Annotated in this window: 16 protein-coding genes; 5 read left to right on the forward strand and 11 right to left on the reverse strand. The window is 45.3% G+C overall.

From position 1 onward, the window contains the following. Position 1 precedes the first annotated feature (1 nt). Positions 2 to 961 carry a diguanylate cyclase gene (locus CIK04_RS07700; RefSeq protein WP_045589196.1) on the reverse strand — a complete coding sequence of 320 codons (960 nt, stop codon included), beginning with the start codon at positions 959 to 961 and terminating at the stop codon, positions 2 to 4. A gap of 139 nt (positions 962 to 1,100) precedes the next feature. Here CIK04_RS07700 and CIK04_RS07705 point away from each other — a divergent pair, with 139 nt between their 5' ends. Beyond that, a complete protein-coding gene (locus tag CIK04_RS07705) occupies positions 1,101 to 1,538 on the forward strand; it encodes a DUF3069 domain-containing protein (RefSeq protein ID WP_011081285.1) in 438 nt (145 codons plus the stop codon). Positions 1,539 to 1,573: 35 nt separating this feature from the next. Here CIK04_RS07705 and CIK04_RS07710 read toward each other — a convergent pair whose 3' ends face one another. Next, positions 1,574 to 2,056 carry a MarR family winged helix-turn-helix transcriptional regulator gene (locus CIK04_RS07710; RefSeq protein ID WP_165387666.1) on the reverse strand — a complete coding sequence of 161 codons (483 nt, stop codon included), beginning with the start codon at positions 2,054 to 2,056 and terminating at the stop codon, positions 1,574 to 1,576. Between the two features lie 110 nt (positions 2,057 to 2,166). Between CIK04_RS07710 and CIK04_RS07715 the strand changes: the two genes are divergently transcribed. Continuing rightward, complete coding sequence (locus CIK04_RS07715) at positions 2,167 to 3,081, forward strand: DMT family transporter (RefSeq protein ID WP_097352385.1); 915 nt, start codon at positions 2,167 to 2,169, stop codon at positions 3,079 to 3,081. A gap of 10 nt (positions 3,082 to 3,091) precedes the next feature. Here CIK04_RS07715 and modC read toward each other — a convergent pair whose 3' ends face one another. The 4 genes from modC to CIK04_RS07735 are packed head-to-tail and all read right to left on the reverse strand — an operon-like array spanning position 3,092 to position 7,098. Beyond that, positions 3,092 to 4,198 carry a molybdenum ABC transporter ATP-binding protein ModC gene (modC, locus tag CIK04_RS07720; RefSeq protein WP_097352384.1) on the reverse strand — a complete coding sequence of 369 codons (1,107 nt, stop codon included), beginning with the start codon at positions 4,196 to 4,198 and terminating at the stop codon, positions 3,092 to 3,094. Continuing rightward, positions 4,198 to 4,884 carry a molybdate ABC transporter permease subunit gene (gene modB / locus CIK04_RS07725; RefSeq protein WP_038941062.1) on the reverse strand — a complete coding sequence of 229 codons (687 nt, stop codon included), beginning with the start codon at positions 4,882 to 4,884 and terminating at the stop codon, positions 4,198 to 4,200. Before modB ends, modC begins: the two co-directional genes overlap by 1 nt. Then, a complete protein-coding gene (gene modA, locus CIK04_RS07730) occupies positions 4,881 to 5,636 on the reverse strand; it encodes a molybdate ABC transporter substrate-binding protein (protein ID WP_017422817.1) in 756 nt (251 codons plus the stop codon). Before modA ends, modB begins: the two co-directional genes overlap by 4 nt. Before the next feature lie 10 nt (positions 5,637 to 5,646). Then, on the reverse strand, positions 5,647 to 7,098 hold the full coding sequence (locus CIK04_RS07735; RefSeq protein ID WP_097352383.1) for a cobyric acid synthase: 1,452 nt from the start codon (positions 7,096 to 7,098) through the stop codon (positions 5,647 to 5,649). Between the two features lie 154 nt (positions 7,099 to 7,252). On the opposite strand from CIK04_RS07735, the gene CIK04_RS07740 reads away from it, so the two are divergent. Both CIK04_RS07740 and CIK04_RS07745 read left to right on the forward strand, forming a co-directional pair. Then, positions 7,253 to 7,621: a YgiW/YdeI family stress tolerance OB fold protein gene (locus CIK04_RS07740; protein WP_017422815.1), complete on the forward strand. Its 369-nt coding sequence runs from the start codon at positions 7,253 to 7,255 to the stop codon at positions 7,619 to 7,621. A gap of 143 nt (positions 7,622 to 7,764) precedes the next feature. Next, a complete protein-coding gene (locus CIK04_RS07745; RefSeq protein ID WP_038941065.1) occupies positions 7,765 to 8,301 on the forward strand; it encodes a hypothetical protein in 537 nt (178 codons plus the stop codon). Between the two features lie 118 nt (positions 8,302 to 8,419). Here the strand turns inward: CIK04_RS07745 and CIK04_RS07750 are convergent, their stop codons facing one another. The 5 genes from CIK04_RS07750 to nrdD form a co-directional block, all read right to left on the reverse strand. After that, entirely contained in the window at positions 8,420 to 9,037 is a 618-nt protein-coding gene (locus CIK04_RS07750; protein ID WP_038963415.1) for an ATP-dependent zinc protease, read from the reverse strand. Between the two features lie 13 nt (positions 9,038 to 9,050). Continuing rightward, positions 9,051 to 10,238 (reverse strand): amino acid aminotransferase, encoded by a 1,188-nt coding sequence (locus tag CIK04_RS07755; protein ID WP_011152202.1) that lies wholly within the window; start codon positions 10,236 to 10,238, stop codon positions 9,051 to 9,053. Between the two features lie 210 nt (positions 10,239 to 10,448). Continuing rightward, a complete protein-coding gene (locus CIK04_RS07760; RefSeq protein ID WP_097352382.1) occupies positions 10,449 to 12,761 on the reverse strand; it encodes a methyl-accepting chemotaxis protein in 2,313 nt (770 codons plus the stop codon). Between the two features lie 214 nt (positions 12,762 to 12,975). Further along, on the reverse strand, positions 12,976 to 13,443 hold the full coding sequence (gene nrdG, locus CIK04_RS07765) for an anaerobic ribonucleoside-triphosphate reductase-activating protein (RefSeq protein ID WP_097352381.1): 468 nt from the start codon (positions 13,441 to 13,443) through the stop codon (positions 12,976 to 12,978). A gap of 74 nt (positions 13,444 to 13,517) precedes the next feature. Then, complete coding sequence (gene nrdD, locus CIK04_RS07770) at positions 13,518 to 15,638, reverse strand: anaerobic ribonucleoside-triphosphate reductase (RefSeq protein ID WP_045628103.1); 2,121 nt, start codon at positions 15,636 to 15,638, stop codon at positions 13,518 to 13,520. A gap of 296 nt (positions 15,639 to 15,934) precedes the next feature. On the opposite strand from nrdD, the gene CIK04_RS07775 reads away from it, so the two are divergent. Continuing rightward, positions 15,935 to 16,828 (forward strand): endonuclease/exonuclease/phosphatase family protein, encoded by an 894-nt coding sequence (locus CIK04_RS07775; RefSeq protein WP_039537835.1) that lies wholly within the window; start codon positions 15,935 to 15,937, stop codon positions 16,826 to 16,828. Positions 16,829 to 16,878 lie beyond the last annotated feature (50 nt).

Raw genomic sequence — 16,878 nt, forward strand, 5'->3', positions numbered from 1 at the left:
ATTAAGATGCTCTGAAAGTCACGTAACGGTTTTTGCCTTCTAACTTGGCTTGATAAAGCGCTTTATCAGCGAACTGATAAATTGTCTGCAGTTCTTCCCTACCATTAGGGATAAAAGTGTAGACACCTTGTGACAAGGTAACAATGTCAGATACAGCAGAAAACGCATGTGGGTAACTGAGGTCCGCAACCGCTTTATGAATTCTTTCCGCCGCTTTAACGGCTTGCTCAGCGTCACTACCACCAAGTAACACGACAAACTCTTCACCGCCGTAGCGACCAACACAGTCAGCATTACGTTGAAACAGACTCTTAATTGTATTTGCCGTGGCCTGAAGACATTTGTCCCCTTCAATATGGCCATAGTTGTCGTTAAACAATTTGAAGTTATCGATATCCAAAAGGATGACACTGATTGGTAAACGGTGCCGCCCGTACCAGCCTAACATTTGCCCCAACTGCTCATCGATATAACGGCGATTATAAATCTTCGTTAGGCCATCTTCGTTTGCCTGCTGTTGCAATAACGCATTTAACTCAGCCAGTTTCGCGGTTTTCTTTTTAAGCTCTCGACGCATGTGCGCAATGCGCTGCATCGCGATCAGCTTAGAGCTGAGCACCAATTTATCGACTGGCTTGATTAAGTAGTCGTCCCCCCCGGCTTCTATTGCTTTTGCGATCACTTCAGGTTCTTCATGACTACTGAGGAATATAATGGGTACCCATTCTTCAAACTGAGTACGAATCGCTTTGGAAACATCAAAGCCATCCATTTCTGGCATACTGATATCAAGCAAAACCAGCTCAGGGTCGAACTCTTCGTACAAACGCAATGCATCTCTGCCACTCGAAACTGCCTCGACAATATGCCCAAGTTGTTTCAAGCGAATGGCGAGTTGCATTCTATCGAGTTGCACGTCATCGACCAGCATAATGCGCATGGATGAGCCAGTTGATATCATCGTTTCCTCTATCGGACTTCACATCTGTTACTAAAGGTATATCATATCAACTTGCTGGTTTCATCCAGCTTATACCGTAATACGTTGACTTTTTTGAAGATCACCTTACTATTCCGCTTTTTTAAATGAGAGACGTGTCATGTCAGAAGCAAATACTCCAGAAAAACAACCCATCGACCTAGCAACGATTTCACCTGAATTACGTCAGGTTATCGAGTTTGATCAGGTTCCAGAAGCAATGTTTGAGATGGTAACGTCTATCCATGAAGTTTCTGAAGAAGCCGTCCGTGAAGCTTGGGATTCACTGCCTGCAAGCGCACAAAACGTTCTAGACAATTTTGAACAATTTCACGCACTGATCTCTGTAAGCCAAGCATTCGCTGGCGTTAACGTGATGGAAGAGTTCCCTACAATGAATCTTCCAGAAGGCATGAGTGAAGAAGAGAAAGATGCTTACCGCGCTCAACTGCTAGACCACGTACTCTTTAATTGTGTTAAAGATATGGTCAAACAACTTAAGAAAGCACGCCGCGACCCTATTCTGAAACGCGATTTCCGCGACGTGTTCGCTAAGTAATGTAAAAAGCTGCTCACATGAGCAGCTTTTTTATCTTATTCTAACTGCCCCAACCACTCTTTAAGCACAGCATTCAAAGCTTGCTTCTGAGGCTTTGAAAGATTCTTTAATAGCGCATGTTGAATCGCGACATGCTCTTCTATCAGCTTATTCACTGTCGCCAAACCATGCTCTGTAAGCTCAACTGTAACGCTGCGTCGATCTTCCTTGCTGTGTTGGCGTAAAATCAGACCTTTTTGCTCAAGCTTATCTAAGCGGTTGGTCATAGCCCCAGAGGTCAGCATCAAAGACCCCAATAGCTCCGATGGCGTCAAACGATATGGCGCGCCACTTCTACGCAGAGTTGCAACCACGTCAAACTCGCCCATCTTGAGATCGTAACGTTTGTGCACCTCACCCACTGCACTTTCCAAGTATTTGGTGATACGGAATATGCGCCCCATGATAGCCATAGGTTCGGTATCTAACTCAGGGCGCTCTCTGTCCCACTGCTCTACTACACGATCAATTGCATCCATCATCTTATCTCAATCATTAGCTTGCGAGATATCTTAATATAAAGATACTTTACTTTCATCAAAAATAGGCATACATTGAACTCAATTATCTCAATATAAAGATATTTAATATGAACATACTTATCGCTATGATACCTGCCTTTTTTTGGGGAACGACCTACGCTGCGACACAAGCAACGTTGGCTGACTGGCCACCGTTGTTACTTGGTGCATTAAGAGCGTTACCCGCAGGGTTACTTTTACTATTGGTTAAACCCATGTTGCCGAATCGTCGCCAAGTCGTCACCTTGATTAAGCTTGGAACCATCAACATTGCGGCCTTTTTTGCACTTATTTTCGTGATGGCGTTGACGCTACCATCTGCAATCTCTGGTGTAGGCATGATATCAGTGCCTGTTTTCGCGATGCTTTTTCATTGGGTTGTCGCCAAACAAGCGCCGAGTAAAGTTCAAGCTTTATGCGGTTTCGGATTGATTAGTTTTGCTTGGTTCTTGTTTGATCCTAGCCACTTGGCCCTCAATCCCATCGGATTGTTGGCCATGTTGTCTGCGATTTTCTGCATTATTATTGGCAGTCGTATAACCAAATCACTCGGAACAGAGATGCACTGGTGGCTTATCCTAACCTGGCAGTTGATCTTTGGTGGCATCGTATTGTCGCTTGCATCGTTCGCTCAGTTCGTTGCTGAGCCCACTCCGTACTATCAAGCATGGGAACAGCTAGACGGCCAAAATTTGATTGGCCTCGGTTGGATAATTTTAATGAATACAGCGCTAGGATACGGCTTATACGTTTGGCTATTACAACGCATGTCTGTGGTCGATTTTACATTCGGCGGGATTGCAAATCCTGTTGCCGGTATCGTATGTGGGGTTCTACTGGTTGGTGAGTCTTATACTTTACATCAGTTTTCCCTGATGGCCGGGATGATATTAATGTCACTTCTGCCGCAAATTGTTGGGTTGCTTTCTTCTAAAAAGCGTCAGAAGCGACAAGAGGTGACATTGTCACTAAGCGATTCATAACACCAATAAACTAATGCGTGAGTGCGATATCTCTTTGGGTCACACTCACCCCTTTGATCTGTGCAAACACACGGTCACCCTGTTTCAGATTGAGATCGTCCAACGCCCACGGGGTAATGGTCGCCCATAGAAAACAATCCTGTGTTAACGCCAGTTTAACCGCAATGCTCTCTTTATCTTCCGCTGGGTGTCTTTTCTCAATGCGCTCGACCTTGGCCTCAATGATATTACGAATAGAGGTTTTTTTCGGTTGAACGAGCGTAATGGACACATCATTCGCTCGCACCTGCAGACGAATATCACTGCCAAGGGGCGCATCAATCTTTTGCACCCACAGCGACGCTGATGACGAAAGCATGACACGTGTCAAAGCGTATTGAGGGTGCTGCTCTGCAATGTTGGCATTAAACAAAGTGCTTTGTTCGGAGAACGATTGCCACGGGCGCATTGCTTGCGAAGACCACACTTCAGACAACAAACCGGAAGCGACAATCTGACCTCGATCCAACACCGTGAGGTGATCCGCTAATTGCAAAATCTCTTGCAGACTATGGGTGACATACACAATGGGAATTTCGAAACTTTCTGAGAGCTTTTCAAGAAAAGGAAGCACCTCTTTTTTCCGCGGCATATCAAGCGAGGCCAGCGGCTCATCCATCAATAGGATCCTTGGTGATGATAACAGCGCGCGGCCAATCGCAACGCGTTGTTTTTCACCGCCAGACAGAGAAGCAGGATAGCGTTTTAGTAACGGTTGTAGCGCGAGGAGCGTCACCACTTTGCCAAACATCTCTGCGTCGTACTGTTTGATGCCATACTTCAAATTACCTTCAACATGATAGTGAGGAAATAAGCGAGAATCTTGGAATACATAACCAATATTCCGTTGGTGTACGGGGACATTAATGCCTAAAGCAGAATCAAACAGTACTTCCGAGTTAAGTGCTATACGCCCTTGTTCGGGCTGAGTTAGTCCGCTGATCACATTGATAATTGACGTTTTACCTGCACCAGAACGACCAAAAATCGCACTAACACCTTTAGCCGGAAGTTGTAATTCGATGTCGAAAACAACGTGGCCCAAAGTTTGTTTGAACGCAACTTGAAGCCCCTTCATCACTTCGCTCCCAATCGTTGTTTGGCTTTTCTGTTCAGCCATTCTGACACCAGTAAAGTCGACAGCGCGATAGCAATTGAAATGGCACACAGCCTTGCCGCTTGCGCTTCTGCACCCGGTGTCTCAATAAAATTAAACATGGCAAGAGGCAAAGTTTGAGTTGCGCCGGGAATATTGGAAACAAAACTGATGGTCGCCCCAAACTCTCCGAGACTGCGCGCAAACGCCAACATCGATCCCGAAATGATCCCGGGCAGCATCAGAGGTAATGTGATGGTGAGAAAGACTTTTGTTGGTGATGCACCAAGCGTCGCCGCTGCTTGTTCTAGTTTGCTGTCGACACTTTCTAAACTGATTCGAATAGAACGTACCATCAAAGGTAGCGCAACGACCCAACACGCCAATACCGCCCCTTTCCAGTTAAAGGCAAAAGAAATCCCAAACATCTCATATAACCAGCGCCCCAGCACGCCTTGGCGCCCCATAGCGATAAGCAACAAATAACCAATCACAACCGGAGGAAGAACCAAAGGAAGATGTATTGCGCTATCAAGTAGGGTTTTGCCCGGAAAGCATTTTCGCGCCAATAGCCAAGCGAAAAACACGCCAAATGGCAGTAACCAGATCACCGTATAAAAACCCACTTTTAGGCTAAGTATTAGCGCTTGGTATTCGAGTTCGCTCACGGTTTCTCCAACGTTGTAAAGCCATGCTTTTGAAATATGGCAGTGGCTTCTTGGCCCATAAGATAATTGAAAAACGCCTTAGCGGATTCGGATTGACTGATCAATCCAGCAGGATAAGTAATGGGATCATAAAGCGCTTGTTCAGGCGTCACTAGTATCTTCACTTTCTGCGACATTCGCGCATCGGTTTGGTAAACGACGCCAAGCTTTGCTTCATCTCGCTCTACTAACGCCAGGGCCAAACGAACGTTTTTACTCGGCGCCACATGGCTCGACACTACATTCCACACATCGGCATTTTGCAACATTTGCTTGGCGTACATACCAGCAGGTACGGAGTTGGTATCTCCTAGGGCGAGCCAATTGCCTGTGAGTAGTCTCTGCCACTGTGCTTTGGATGAAACATCAAGAGTTATACTGTTGTTTTTATTGGTAATAACAACCAAATTATTGGACAGCAAATTAGTGACACTGTCGCTTTTGATAACCCCATGTTGAACTAGATAGTCCATCCATTGGCTATTGGCAGAGATAAAAATGTCGCCCGGTGCACCGCTGAGCAACTGCCTTGAGAGGGATGAGGAGCCACCGTAAATTGCCTGTACTTTTTGATGACTCTGACGTTCGTAACTCTCAATGACATCATTGATGGCATTCGTCAGTGACGATGCGGCATAAACGCGCGTTGTTTGTTGAGCACTTACCACAGGCGCTAGCAGTAGCAGCAGTAAACTCAGCCATTTTTTCATCATACTTCGCTCTCTATATGCCCAATAGACTCAGATCCAAATGTTCTTCAATGGCATCAGCGATCCGGTCTATCGCCTGCTCCTTTAGTTGTTCGTGATTCTGTGCCTTGATTTGCACACCATTGACCCACTCACAAATCAGCTCTAATGCGGCTTCAGAGTCTAAGAAACCATGTAAATAACTGCCCATGATCTGCCCGCATTCGCTTAGGGCGCCTTCAAGTTGGCCATCATCTTTGGTGATCGGTTGATGTTCATTCACTTGCGAGCGCCCAACGTGAATCTCATAGCCTGTCACGTTAACGTGTTTTCCGTTTAGTGATAACTGCCCTTTAGTGTTAATCAAACACTTATCTTGGGTTAGTTCTGTGCGTGTTTTTAAGAGGCCTAGCCCGACACTTTCACCGGGTTCACCTTCAACGCCAAACGGATCGCTAATCGACTCCCCTAACATTTGGTAGCCACCACAGATCCCTAGCACTTTACCACCGAAGCGCAAATGTCTCAGAATATCCTTGTCCCATCCTTGTTCTCGAAGGTATTTAAGGTCATCGCGCACTGATTTGGAACCAGGCAAAATGATCAAATCTGCGCGCTCTAATCGCTCTCCTTTGCCTACGTAACGCAAGTCAATTTGGGGATGCAGTCTGAGCACATCGAAATCCGTATGGTTGCTAATCCTCGTCAGCACCGGAACCACGACTTTTAGCTTAACCTCACCCGACAACTCTTGTTGTGAGGTAATCGCATCTTCGGCCTCGAGGTTCAACCCATGAAGAAATGGTAGAACGCCAATGACGGGCTTACCTGTTTTCTCTTCGAGCCAATCAAGGCCCGATTCAAGCAACTTAATGTCACCGCGAAAACGGTTGATAACGAATCCCTTCACTCGCGCTTGTTCAGATGGCGAGAGCAATGCCAATGTGCCATAAAGGTGGGCGAAAACGCCTCCACGATCGATATCAGCGACGATAATCACTGGGACATCGGCTTCTTCTGCAAAACCCATGTTGGCAATGTCATTCTGACGCAAATTGATTTCGGCAGGGCTGCCGGCTCCTTCGATCATGATGGCTTGATATTCATCTATTAAACGAGCGAAGGAGTCCATTACCGTATCCATCGCCACTTTTTTGTAATTGTGGAAGCCATAGGCATCCATATTGGTTAATGCCTTACCTTGCAAAATGATCTGAGCACCAGTATCGCTGTTGGGTTTGATCAAAACAGGATTCATGTGAACGCTCGGTTCAATGCGACATGCTTGCGCTTGAACCGCCTGTGCTCGACCTATTTCACCACCTTCTTTCGTCACCGCACTATTGAGGGCCATATTTTGTGGTTTGAAAGGAGCAACGTTTACGCCTTTACGAGCCAATACGCGGCAGAGACCTGCCACCAATACGCTTTTTCCCGCATCAGAGGTAGTGCCTTGCACCATGAGCGTGGTTACTTTTGCTTCCATTTTTTATCGTCGCTATTCAAGGGAGGCCTATTTTAGCCTTTTTTGACACTTTAGAAAATGAATCCAATATGAATCAAGCGCTAAGCAACCATTCAAATCCGCTTTGTTCTAATACCCCTATCGAAACAAACTCGGTTAAACATAGGAAAAGAACATGAACAAAACACTTATTATCGCAATCGCTGCTTTGACTACCACACCAGCCATCGCGCTCGCCAACAACTCTTCAACAGCACAAGGTATCAGTTTTGATGGCCCGGTGAATGTATCGGTCGTATCCGAACTACTGAAAGATTCAAATATGTTTACGGAGAAAGATGTCGTCGTTGAAGGCACTTTGGTCCGCCAGCTCAATAAAGATACCTATATTTTCACCGATGGCAGCGCCGAGATTCAAGTAGAGCTCGATGACGATATTCGTTTTACGCAAACCATTAACAGCAATACGCGCCTGCGCTTATTTGGTGAGTTTGAAGGCGGCAATACCCCAGAAATTGAAGTCGATAGTTTGACGCTGCTTTAACATACGAAATAGCCAGAGTGGTACGAGTACAATAGCTTTTCGCTTAATACACTCATTTACGTCATATTATTTTAAGTTTGGCCTGCTATTTGCAGGCTTTTTTTGTAAAATACGGGCGTTAATTTTTTGGCTTTGGAGATCTCATGCTAGGTAAAGCTCTCAAAACAACCTTGTTGGGTGTATGTACTTTGCTCCCAATAACAGCAAGTGCAAACAACTTCAACTACAACATGTTTGAGGTGCGAATGGGGTCAAGCCCAGGCACTTTCGGTGCGGAGTTCAACACTTACTTCACGGAAAATACACACTTTATCGGACGCTTCGACAGTGAATTTAGTGGGGACTGGGATCTTGCTGGTGGTATTGGTTTTAATGGTCCTATGGGGCAGTTTGCCGATATTTACGGCCAAATGCTGGTTCACAACATTAAAAACAAATCGAGCGATAAAATTGGTGATGAATGGAAAACCGAAGTCAATATTGGTGCTCGTGTTTGGTTGATGCAAAATGTCGAAGTTCATGGACGATTGGGGCAATTGATCTCCAATGACAGCAGCAACTCTATTGTAGGTATCGGCGCCCGATTCCATTCAACTCAACAACTTTCTATTGGGGCAGACCTTCGTAATAACGGCACTTATGGGCATCAGATCCTAATGTCGGTCAACTTTATGTTCTAACTCCCTAGCTTCTTGTTTCTTCTAGTCTCTTTTTAGAAGCCACACACAACAAGCGTTGAACAAAAACAAAGGGCCAAATTGGCCCTTTGTTCGTAGTACTTATCGTGTTCGCTTTTCGTTACTTCGTTGTCGGCTTATCTTGCACGTATTTCTGTGAAACATCGACAATTGCAACGTCTTTGAAGAAGCTACGCCCTAACAATACAGGGAAAGTTAAATGCGTTCTGTCAGTTAGCGTGAACTCGGTTTTTTCTTTGAGATCGCCAATTTGAATCCAAGCTAGCACGACAGCGCGCTTTTGCGTTCCTTCCGCACTGGATTGGCGAATGTGAACCCAGCGCTCAACAGGCAACGCTATTTCGTTACTGTTGATGCCATCATGCTCGATTTTGAACTTAACCCAATCTTTGCCATCACGTTCAAACTCAACCAAGTCAACCGCACTAATGGATGAAGTTGTTGCTCCAGTATCAATTCGAGACTTAAACACCTCATTTAACCCCGGAACATATACCCACTCTTCTTCACCAAGGATCAACTTTCCATCGGATGTTTTGTGGGCTTTAAGCTCGAGCACTGGTCGCTCTGGCTTGGGTTGAGGTTTTGTCTGCTTTACTGGTTCTTCTTTAATTTCCGACTTATTTTCTGCTGAAGAATCTACCGTTGCGGGTGTCACTGCACAAGCAGTTAAGCCGCCGCTAAGTAGTAATGGCAAAATAAGTTTCAAATTCTTCATCCAATCACCTGCATTAACGTTGTGAGACTTTGACTATCGCGTCTGCCACGTATGGAATGTGAGCTTCGGTAAGACCAGCGATGTTAATTCGCCCGTCTCCTACACCATAAATTCCATATTCATCTCGTAGCGTTCCCATTTGCTCAGGTGTAAAGCCTAGCACAGTAAACATACCCTTGTGGCTTTCAATGAAGTCGAATTGTGACGTATTGTGTTGATTTCTCAATTCATTACATAAAGTTTGACGCAGGTTTAACAAACGTTGCTGCATTTCACACAATTCTTGCTTCCAAGTGGTTGTAAGTTCAACATTTTGTAGAATTGTTTTGACCAATGCAGCACCGTGATCAGGCGGCATGGTGTAAGTTGAGCGCGCTAGTGTCAGCAACTTACCTTTCGCGTTAGATGACTCTTTTGCGTTTTTGCCAATCACAATTGCCGCACCAGTACGTTCACGATAAAGGCCAAAATTTTTCGAACATGAAGTGGTAATCAGCATCTCTTCAACACGGTCAGCCATGAACTGCAGACCTTTTGCGTCTTCTTCCAGGCCATCACCAAAGCCTTGGTAGGCAATATCAACAAATGGTGTGAAACCATTCTTCACTGCCAAATCAGTGATGGCTTGCCAAGCAGCAAAATCGATGTCCGCACCCGTTGGGTTGTGACAACAACCATGAAGCAGTACGACATCCTTTGGACCGGCAGTAGCAAGATCATCTAACATCTGACCGATGTCGACTTGCTTGGTTTCTGGGCTGAAGTAGCGGTAATAACGCACTTTCAACCCTGCTGCTTCCATCACAGGCTTATGGTTCACATAACTAGGATTAGAGATCCAAACGGTGGTGTCTGGCTGCGCTACTTTCATCAAATCTCCAAGCATACGCAGTGCGCCACTGGCTCCCGGTGTTTGAATCGCACTCACTCGGTCAAGTACGGAAGTGCCCGCAAGCAATAAATTCACCATCGATTGGTTAAACTCTTCACATCCTGCAAGGCCGACGTACGACTTGGTTGTCTGTGTATCAGCAACGATTTTTTGCGCTTGGGACACCGCACGCATGATTGGCGTTTCGCCTTTGTTGTTTTTGTATACGCCAATGCCAAGGTCTACTTTTTGGTCACGGGGATCGTTACGAAAAGCAACGGTAAGAGAAAGAATAGGATCTAAAGCTGGTGTTGGTAATTGAGAGAACATGAAAGTCACAACCCTTTGAAATTCAAGTTACGGAGTTATCTCCAGATAGTGCGATAAAACTTAACATCAAAGCGTCTAACTTCGAAACATATTTTTTCTGACGACGGTAATTAAAGAATAAAACGCTAACAGCAAGCGCACCTTTGTCACCTAGGCACTCACCGGTAGCGTTTTATTCCGTGTCGAACTCTTTCCCTGCAGAAGGCATTTCTAAAAACGGAATTTCGACATTTCCTGACTCAACCCTTTGGCTTCATCAGCAAGTTGACGCGACACATCATCCACCTGAGTCACTTTTTCATTGACGGAAACCGAAGCATCCGCGATCGAGGTAATACTGCTGCTGATGTCTTCTGTGACCGCTCGTTGCTCCTCAGTTGCCGCCGCAATTTGGATGTTCATCTCGTTCATTTCTTCTAACATTGAGACAAGCTGTTCGATCATCTCGGTGTTTGTTTTACAGGTTGAAACCCCACGCGAGACGGTTTTGTTGGCATTATCGATACAGTGCGACACGCTATTTGTTTCACGTTGTAATGCATCGATTTTTTGACGGATTTCTTCTGTCGAAGATTGAGTCCGACCAGCCAACGAACGCACTTCATCAGCGACGACGGCAAAACCTCGCCCTTGTTCACCCGCTCTCGCCGCTTCAATTGCTGCATTCAGAGCCAGCAAGTTGGTTTGCTCAGCAATACCCTGAATCACATCGAGCACCTCTGCAATAGAAGCACTTTCATTTCTTAATCGACCAATGGCTTCGACGGCTACCTGCATCTCATCATGCAATTTACCGATCTCTTCACCCAAGTTGTTGCCAACCTGTACGCCTTTCACGCCTTGCTCGTTCGCCCCTTTAACATAATCGGCGGCGCGATTAGCAAACTGTGCCACTTCTGCGATCGACGCACTCATTTCGTTGACTGCGGTAGCTACCGAATCGGTTTTCGTATTTTGCTCGGCAACGGCTTTACGCGTTGCTTGCATATTGTTAGTTATGTTGAGGGAGTTGTCGCTCAACGTATCCGTTGCAGTGGAAAACTGGCCGATCATTTGCTGTAGGTGCGAGAACAAATGGTTGAGTGACGCGGAGAGCTCAGTGACCTCGTCTTTGCCTTGGACATCAAGTCGTTCAGTTAAGTCGTTATTACCACAAATGCGCTCAACCTTTTCACACGCAAGGCGAATGGGCCGAGAGATGCTGTTACCTAACACATATGAAAGTAACACTGAAACGACAATGATCCCGACGATACTCATTAAAACGGTGTTTCTCACCGAGTCTTCCAGTTGCGTTAAATCCATGAGTGCTTCGTCATAGTCAATTTCCGTCAATATTGCCCATTTCAAACCGGCAACCGTAACCGGACTATACGCAGACATGACTTGCACCCCGCGGTAGTCGTTGATGATCTCAAATCCCGCTCTGCCCATTAACGCGTTACGTGCAGCATTGCTGTCGATTTCTTGTCGGCCGATGGTTGAGCCTTTGCTGGCAATCTGTGCCAGAAGTTGCGACGAGACACCCGCCGATTTCATCACAGCCAAATAATCGTCAGGCGCTTCCAACAGAAAGCGAGACTGGCTACGCATTTTTTTGTCCGGGCCAATGAGATAGCTTTCACCACTCTCACCCAAACCCGATGCAGCCCAATTTCCCTTGAAGGTCATGATGTTGTTGATTACATCCACTGGCATTTGGAAAATCAGCACACCCAAGCGCGAATTACCTTCCATTATTGGCGTAGCGATAAATGAGGCGGCCGCTTCATACGAGGGATAATACGGTTTGAAGTCATCAAGATAGTATTGACCTTTGCTCAAAGCCGTCGCTTTTCTGTAGGCTTCTGCAATGCCCGTGTTCGAATAAGGCCCTTGCTTTAGATTGGTGGCAAAATCCAACTCTTTAAAGACGGTATAAACCACATTGCCCTCGTTCTCGACGAAAAAGATGTCGTAATAACCAAAAGCTTCCAAAAAGTGTTTGATGGATGGGTGATATTTAGCGTGAATTTGATCGTAAGTAGTGCCTAGCGTATCACTGAGATATTGGTGTTTTTCGCCAAGGGGATTCGGATTGACCGCAATGTATCGAGCTTGAAGCGCTTTGCCCACCTCACCAATTTGTTCAAGCATACTGATTTCATTGGCAGCTGCCCCCTCATTAAGCTCTCGGTACTTTTGCCCAAACTGGTTGCTGTAGTAATTACGCAAAGCATTGACGTCTTGCGATGTGATCTGTTGAGAAGGATACGTTTGAAACGCTTGAGTAAAGGCTTTCATTGCGTCTTTAGTCGCAATGTCATCCGCTAAGGTTTCGACTTGATAGTGAATTTGTTCAAAGTAGCTTTCAATTTCACTTTTCTTAATTTCGCGTACGGAAACCAATTGTTGCGACGCTCTTGTGATAAGTGCTTGTTCAGAAAGGGCTGCAGATTTTAAACCAACTATGGCACCAGTAAAAATGACGCCCAGTGCGCACAACGCTGTTGAGACCAAGATAATCTTATTAGCAATTTTCATATTCAAACCTGACCGCAACAGCGGCTCCTGAGTAAATGCATCCCCAAAGAGCCAACTGAGCGAAAATGTTTGAATTAATATACGTAGAGTGTAGTCAGCGATATAAGTGAGCGCGAATAGAAATTAAAGTCATAACGAATTCCCACCCTCAAGAGTCAGCCTAAACCGCAGAGGTGGTTGAATCTTAACACTTAGTTGACTGGTTAGACCTAACTTACAGCTTGAAGCAATGAATGATTTGATTCGCGCTTCCCCGCCATTCCAAGCTTGGATCCGCTTTGTCTTGCTCAAACTTGCCGTCTATCAATGTGTCGATGTATGGCAGTATTTGTCGTTGAGCTTCGTCAAGCTCATCAAGGGTGTATCCCGTCCAAACCCAGATATCTTTCTCCGGGCATTCCTGTTTGACGCGCTTTACCAAACACAAAATATCGGCCACATTTGCTGGATGCAATGGATCCCCGCCAGAGAGTGATAAGCCACGGCGTTTGATACGAGTGTCATTAAGATCCGCGATGATTTTATCTTCCGCTTCTTGCGTAAACGGCACACCAGAATCTAAACGCTGCGTCGATTGATTGTAGCAACCACGACATTGATGAACACAGCCTGAAACAAACAGCGTGCATCGCGTACCTGGTCCATTAACCACATCGACGGGATAATACTGGTGATAATTCATATTGACCTCTGGAAAAAATGAACCAACCGGATGGGGTTGGCTCATTGAATAACGGATGAAACCTAATGCGTTATTTACAGGTGTTTTACGCGACGTTTCACTTCTTCTTGTTTACCAAAGTTAAATGGGCGCGCATCTGGACTGCCTAAGTAACCGCAAACGCGACGAGTGACCGATACCTTGGATGAGTCATGGTTGCCACATTTCGGACAGGTAAACCCTTTACTCGTACAATCAAACTCTCCGGTATAACCACACTCATAGCATTCATCAATCGGTGTATTGGTACCGTAGTAAGGCACTTTGCTGTAACTGTAATCCCACACATTTTCTAACGCTTCGACGTTCTTTTGCATGTTAGGGAATTCACCATAACAGATAAAACCACCGCTCGAAATTTCAGGGTACGGCATCTCAAAGTCGATCTTGTCGTATGGGTTTACTTTCTTTTCAACATCCAAATGGAAGCTGTTGGTGTAGTAACCTTTGTCTGTCACGCCTTCAATCACACCAAATTCTTTGGTGTCGATTCGGCAGAAGCGGCTACAGAGGTTCTCACTTGGCGTGCCGTACAAGCTAAAGCCATAACCCGTTTCTTCCGTCCACGCTTCGACAGCGTTCTTCATGTGTTTAACAATGTTCAACGCTTTTTCACGCAGTTCGTTGTCATCATAAACATGAGTTTGATTACCAAACAGCGCGTTAATGGTTTCATGAATACCGATGTAACCTAACGAAATGGACGAACGCCCATGTTTGAAGATGTCTGCGATAGGTTGATCGGCTTTCAGACGCACACCACAAGCCCCTTCCATGTACAGAATTGGTGCTACACGAGCTTTAACATTCTCTAAACGGCTAATGCGCGTTTCGAGCGCTCGACGAGCTAGCTTCAGTTTTTCATCCAATAGCGCATAGAACTTCTCTTCATCGCCATCTGCTTTTAGTGCAATTCTTGGCAAGTTAAGGCTTACCACACCAAGGTTGTTACGACCTTCGTGAATCAGTTCGCCATTCTCCTCGTAGGTGCCTAGGAAGCTACGGCAGCCCATCGGCGTTTTGAATGATCCGGTGATCTCAACCACTTTGTCGTAGTTCAAGATATCTGGGTACATACGCTTAGAAGCACACTCTAACGCCAGTTGTTTGATGTCGTAGTTTGGATCGGTTGGTTTATGATTCAGACCATCTTTAATGGCGAATACCAGTTTCGGGAACACCGCTGTTTTGCGGTTTTTGCCTAGACCCGCAATACGGTTTTTCAAAATGGATTGTTGAATCAATTTCGATGCCCAACTTGTACCCAAACCAAAACCAAACGTCACAAACGGTGTTTGCCCATTTGCAGTGTGCAGCGTATTCACTTCGTACTCCAAAGATTGGAATGCGTCGTAACACTCTTTCTCAGTTCGTGCGATGGCAAAACCTTCTGGATTATGGATATCCCACTCTTGGGCAATTTTTAAGTGCTTTTCGTAACTCGCGTTAACATACGGCTCAAGGATCTCATCAATGCGATTGATGGTGGTACCACCATAAATGTGGCTCGCCACTTGCGCAATAATTTGCGCAGTCACCGCAGTTGCGGTTGAAATTGACTTAGGCGTGTCAATTTCCGCATTACCCATTTTAAAACCATGAGTCAGCATGCCTTTCAGGTCAATCAGCATGCAGTTAAACATTGGGAAAAACGGCGCGTAATCGAGATCGTGATAGTGAATATCACCTTCATCATGCGCTTGAACCACATCACGTGGCAAAATGTGCGTTTTCGCGTAGTGTTTAGCTACAATGCCCGCAAGCAAATCACGTTGAGTCGGGATCACTTTGCCATCTTTATTGGCATTTTCGTTGATTAAGTCAACGTTGCTTTCTTCGATTAAGCCTTCGATTTCGCGTGTTAAAGTGCTTTGTTTCTCACGTGCAATATCGCGGTCATGACGATATTCAATGTACGCACGAGCTAAAGACTTGTATGGACCTTGCATCAACTCGTTTTCAACACGGGTTTGGATTTCGTGGATATGAACTTCATCGTGATCTTTTAGCTGTAGCTCAACTGCCAGCGCCACATTGAGCGCATAAATAGCAATTTCTTTATCAACGTTTTCCGCGGCGGCTTCAACTGCTGCCTGAATGCGATCCCTGCTAAACGGAGCCCTTGAGCCATCACGCTTGATTACGATTGGTTTCACTTTATTCTCCTTACCCTAAGCATACTCACAGAGTTATCCACAAACACACTATATAGGGTTATTTTTTATCCGACTGGCACTATATGTTGTGGCGTATTAAACGAAAAGCACTAGGCAAAAGTATTGATTTCGATCAACAAAATAAGATGATGGATTAAGATCAAATCGATCTTATTGGCTGAGATCTCAGATATAAAGAAAACCATGAAAATTGCAAAAATGTGGCGATTTCTACTTGAAATTTTTGAAGGTCTTGTATGATAAAGGCTGCCTAAAAACACAGGGAATATTTACTTATGCTGAAGCACGCGCTTGGTCTCTTTTTCACCGGCTTGGTTTATTTACTCTTGCCAACGCCCCTTTTGGCCGCTCAACCAATCATCTTCACCAGTTGGAACATGGAATGGCTTTCGTCCACAGCTTCAGCACGAGTCAAAGAAAGTCACCGTAATAACGAGGATTTTGCCAAATTGGCAATGTACTTCCAAAAAACCAACAGCGATGTTTTGGCCTTTCAGGAGGTCAACGACTTGGCCGCGATTAAAAAAGTCGTCGGAACCAACTATCAGATCCTGTTTTCGGATCGCTCTAATCCGCGCTATCAGCGTTTTCAATTCGATGACATCAATCAATACACAGGATTTGCCATCAAGAAAGGCATTCCTTTTCGCGACGTCGGTGACATCCAACTCAACAAAGGCAACAGTAAGCTGCGCTTTGCCTCATACGTCATTATTGGTAACGCCTCAAATGAGGTGCATGTGTTAAACGTTCACCTCAAGGCGGGGTGTAGCGGAGCGTATAAAGGCAATGATGCTTGTCGAACACTCCGACTTGAAAGCCAAGCACTTGGCCAATGGATTAGCCAAAGGCATAACAACAAGCAAACCTATCTTGTGCTTGGAGACTTCAACCATAACCTTGCTTATCGTAATGACTGGCTGATGAATGAACTCACCAGTGCCGGAAAAATTCATTTGTTGACGGAAGACACCAAAGCAAACTGCAAGGTTCGCTCCAAAAAACACCCCAATAAGGTTCATTCTTTTCGTTCACTCATTGACCACATCATCGTCAGCGAAGGTTTAAGTGCCTCACAAGGAGAGCAGAGGTTGTTTACCAGCAACGATGTGTTGAAGTATCAATTGAGCGATCACTGCCCGGTCTCAACCACAGTGACCTTACCTTAACGCATCGTCATGATAAGCAAGAGAAAGAAATAGAGAAAAATTTAGAGTTA

The sequence above is a fragment of the Vibrio sp. 03_296 genome (assembly GCF_002265885.1).

Excerpts from the sequence above, each read along its gene's own strand:
- CIK04_RS07700 (WP_045589196.1), bottom strand. The coding sequence starts at position 961 with ATGATATCAACTGGCTCATCCATGCGCATTATGCTGGTCGATGACGTG.
- CIK04_RS07705 (WP_011081285.1), top strand. The coding sequence starts at position 1,101 with ATGTCAGAAGCAAATACTCCAGAAAAACAACCCATCGACCTAGCAACG.
- CIK04_RS07710 (WP_165387666.1), bottom strand. The coding sequence starts at position 2,056 with ATGGATGCAATTGATCGTGTAGTAGAGCAGTGGGACAGAGAGCGCCCT.
- CIK04_RS07715 (WP_097352385.1), top strand. The coding sequence starts at position 2,167 with ATGAACATACTTATCGCTATGATACCTGCCTTTTTTTGGGGAACGACC.
- modC (WP_097352384.1), bottom strand. The coding sequence starts at position 4,198 with ATGAAGGGGCTTCAAGTTGCGTTCAAACAAACTTTGGGCCACGTTGTT.
- modA (WP_017422817.1), bottom strand. The coding sequence starts at position 5,636 with ATGATGAAAAAATGGCTGAGTTTACTGCTGCTACTGCTAGCGCCTGTG.
- CIK04_RS07735 (WP_097352383.1), bottom strand. The coding sequence starts at position 7,098 with ATGGAAGCAAAAGTAACCACGCTCATGGTGCAAGGCACTACCTCTGAT.
- CIK04_RS07740 (WP_017422815.1), top strand. The coding sequence starts at position 7,253 with ATGAACAAAACACTTATTATCGCAATCGCTGCTTTGACTACCACACCA.
- CIK04_RS07745 (WP_038941065.1), top strand. The coding sequence starts at position 7,765 with ATGCTAGGTAAAGCTCTCAAAACAACCTTGTTGGGTGTATGTACTTTG.
- CIK04_RS07750 (WP_038963415.1), bottom strand. The coding sequence starts at position 9,037 with ATGAAGAATTTGAAACTTATTTTGCCATTACTACTTAGCGGCGGCTTA.
- CIK04_RS07755 (WP_011152202.1), bottom strand. The coding sequence starts at position 10,238 with ATGTTCTCTCAATTACCAACACCAGCTTTAGATCCTATTCTTTCTCTT.
- CIK04_RS07760 (WP_097352382.1), bottom strand. The coding sequence starts at position 12,761 with ATGAAAATTGCTAATAAGATTATCTTGGTCTCAACAGCGTTGTGCGCA.
- nrdG (WP_097352381.1), bottom strand. The coding sequence starts at position 13,443 with ATGAATTATCACCAGTATTATCCCGTCGATGTGGTTAATGGACCAGGT.
- CIK04_RS07775 (WP_039537835.1), top strand. The coding sequence starts at position 15,935 with ATGCTGAAGCACGCGCTTGGTCTCTTTTTCACCGGCTTGGTTTATTTA.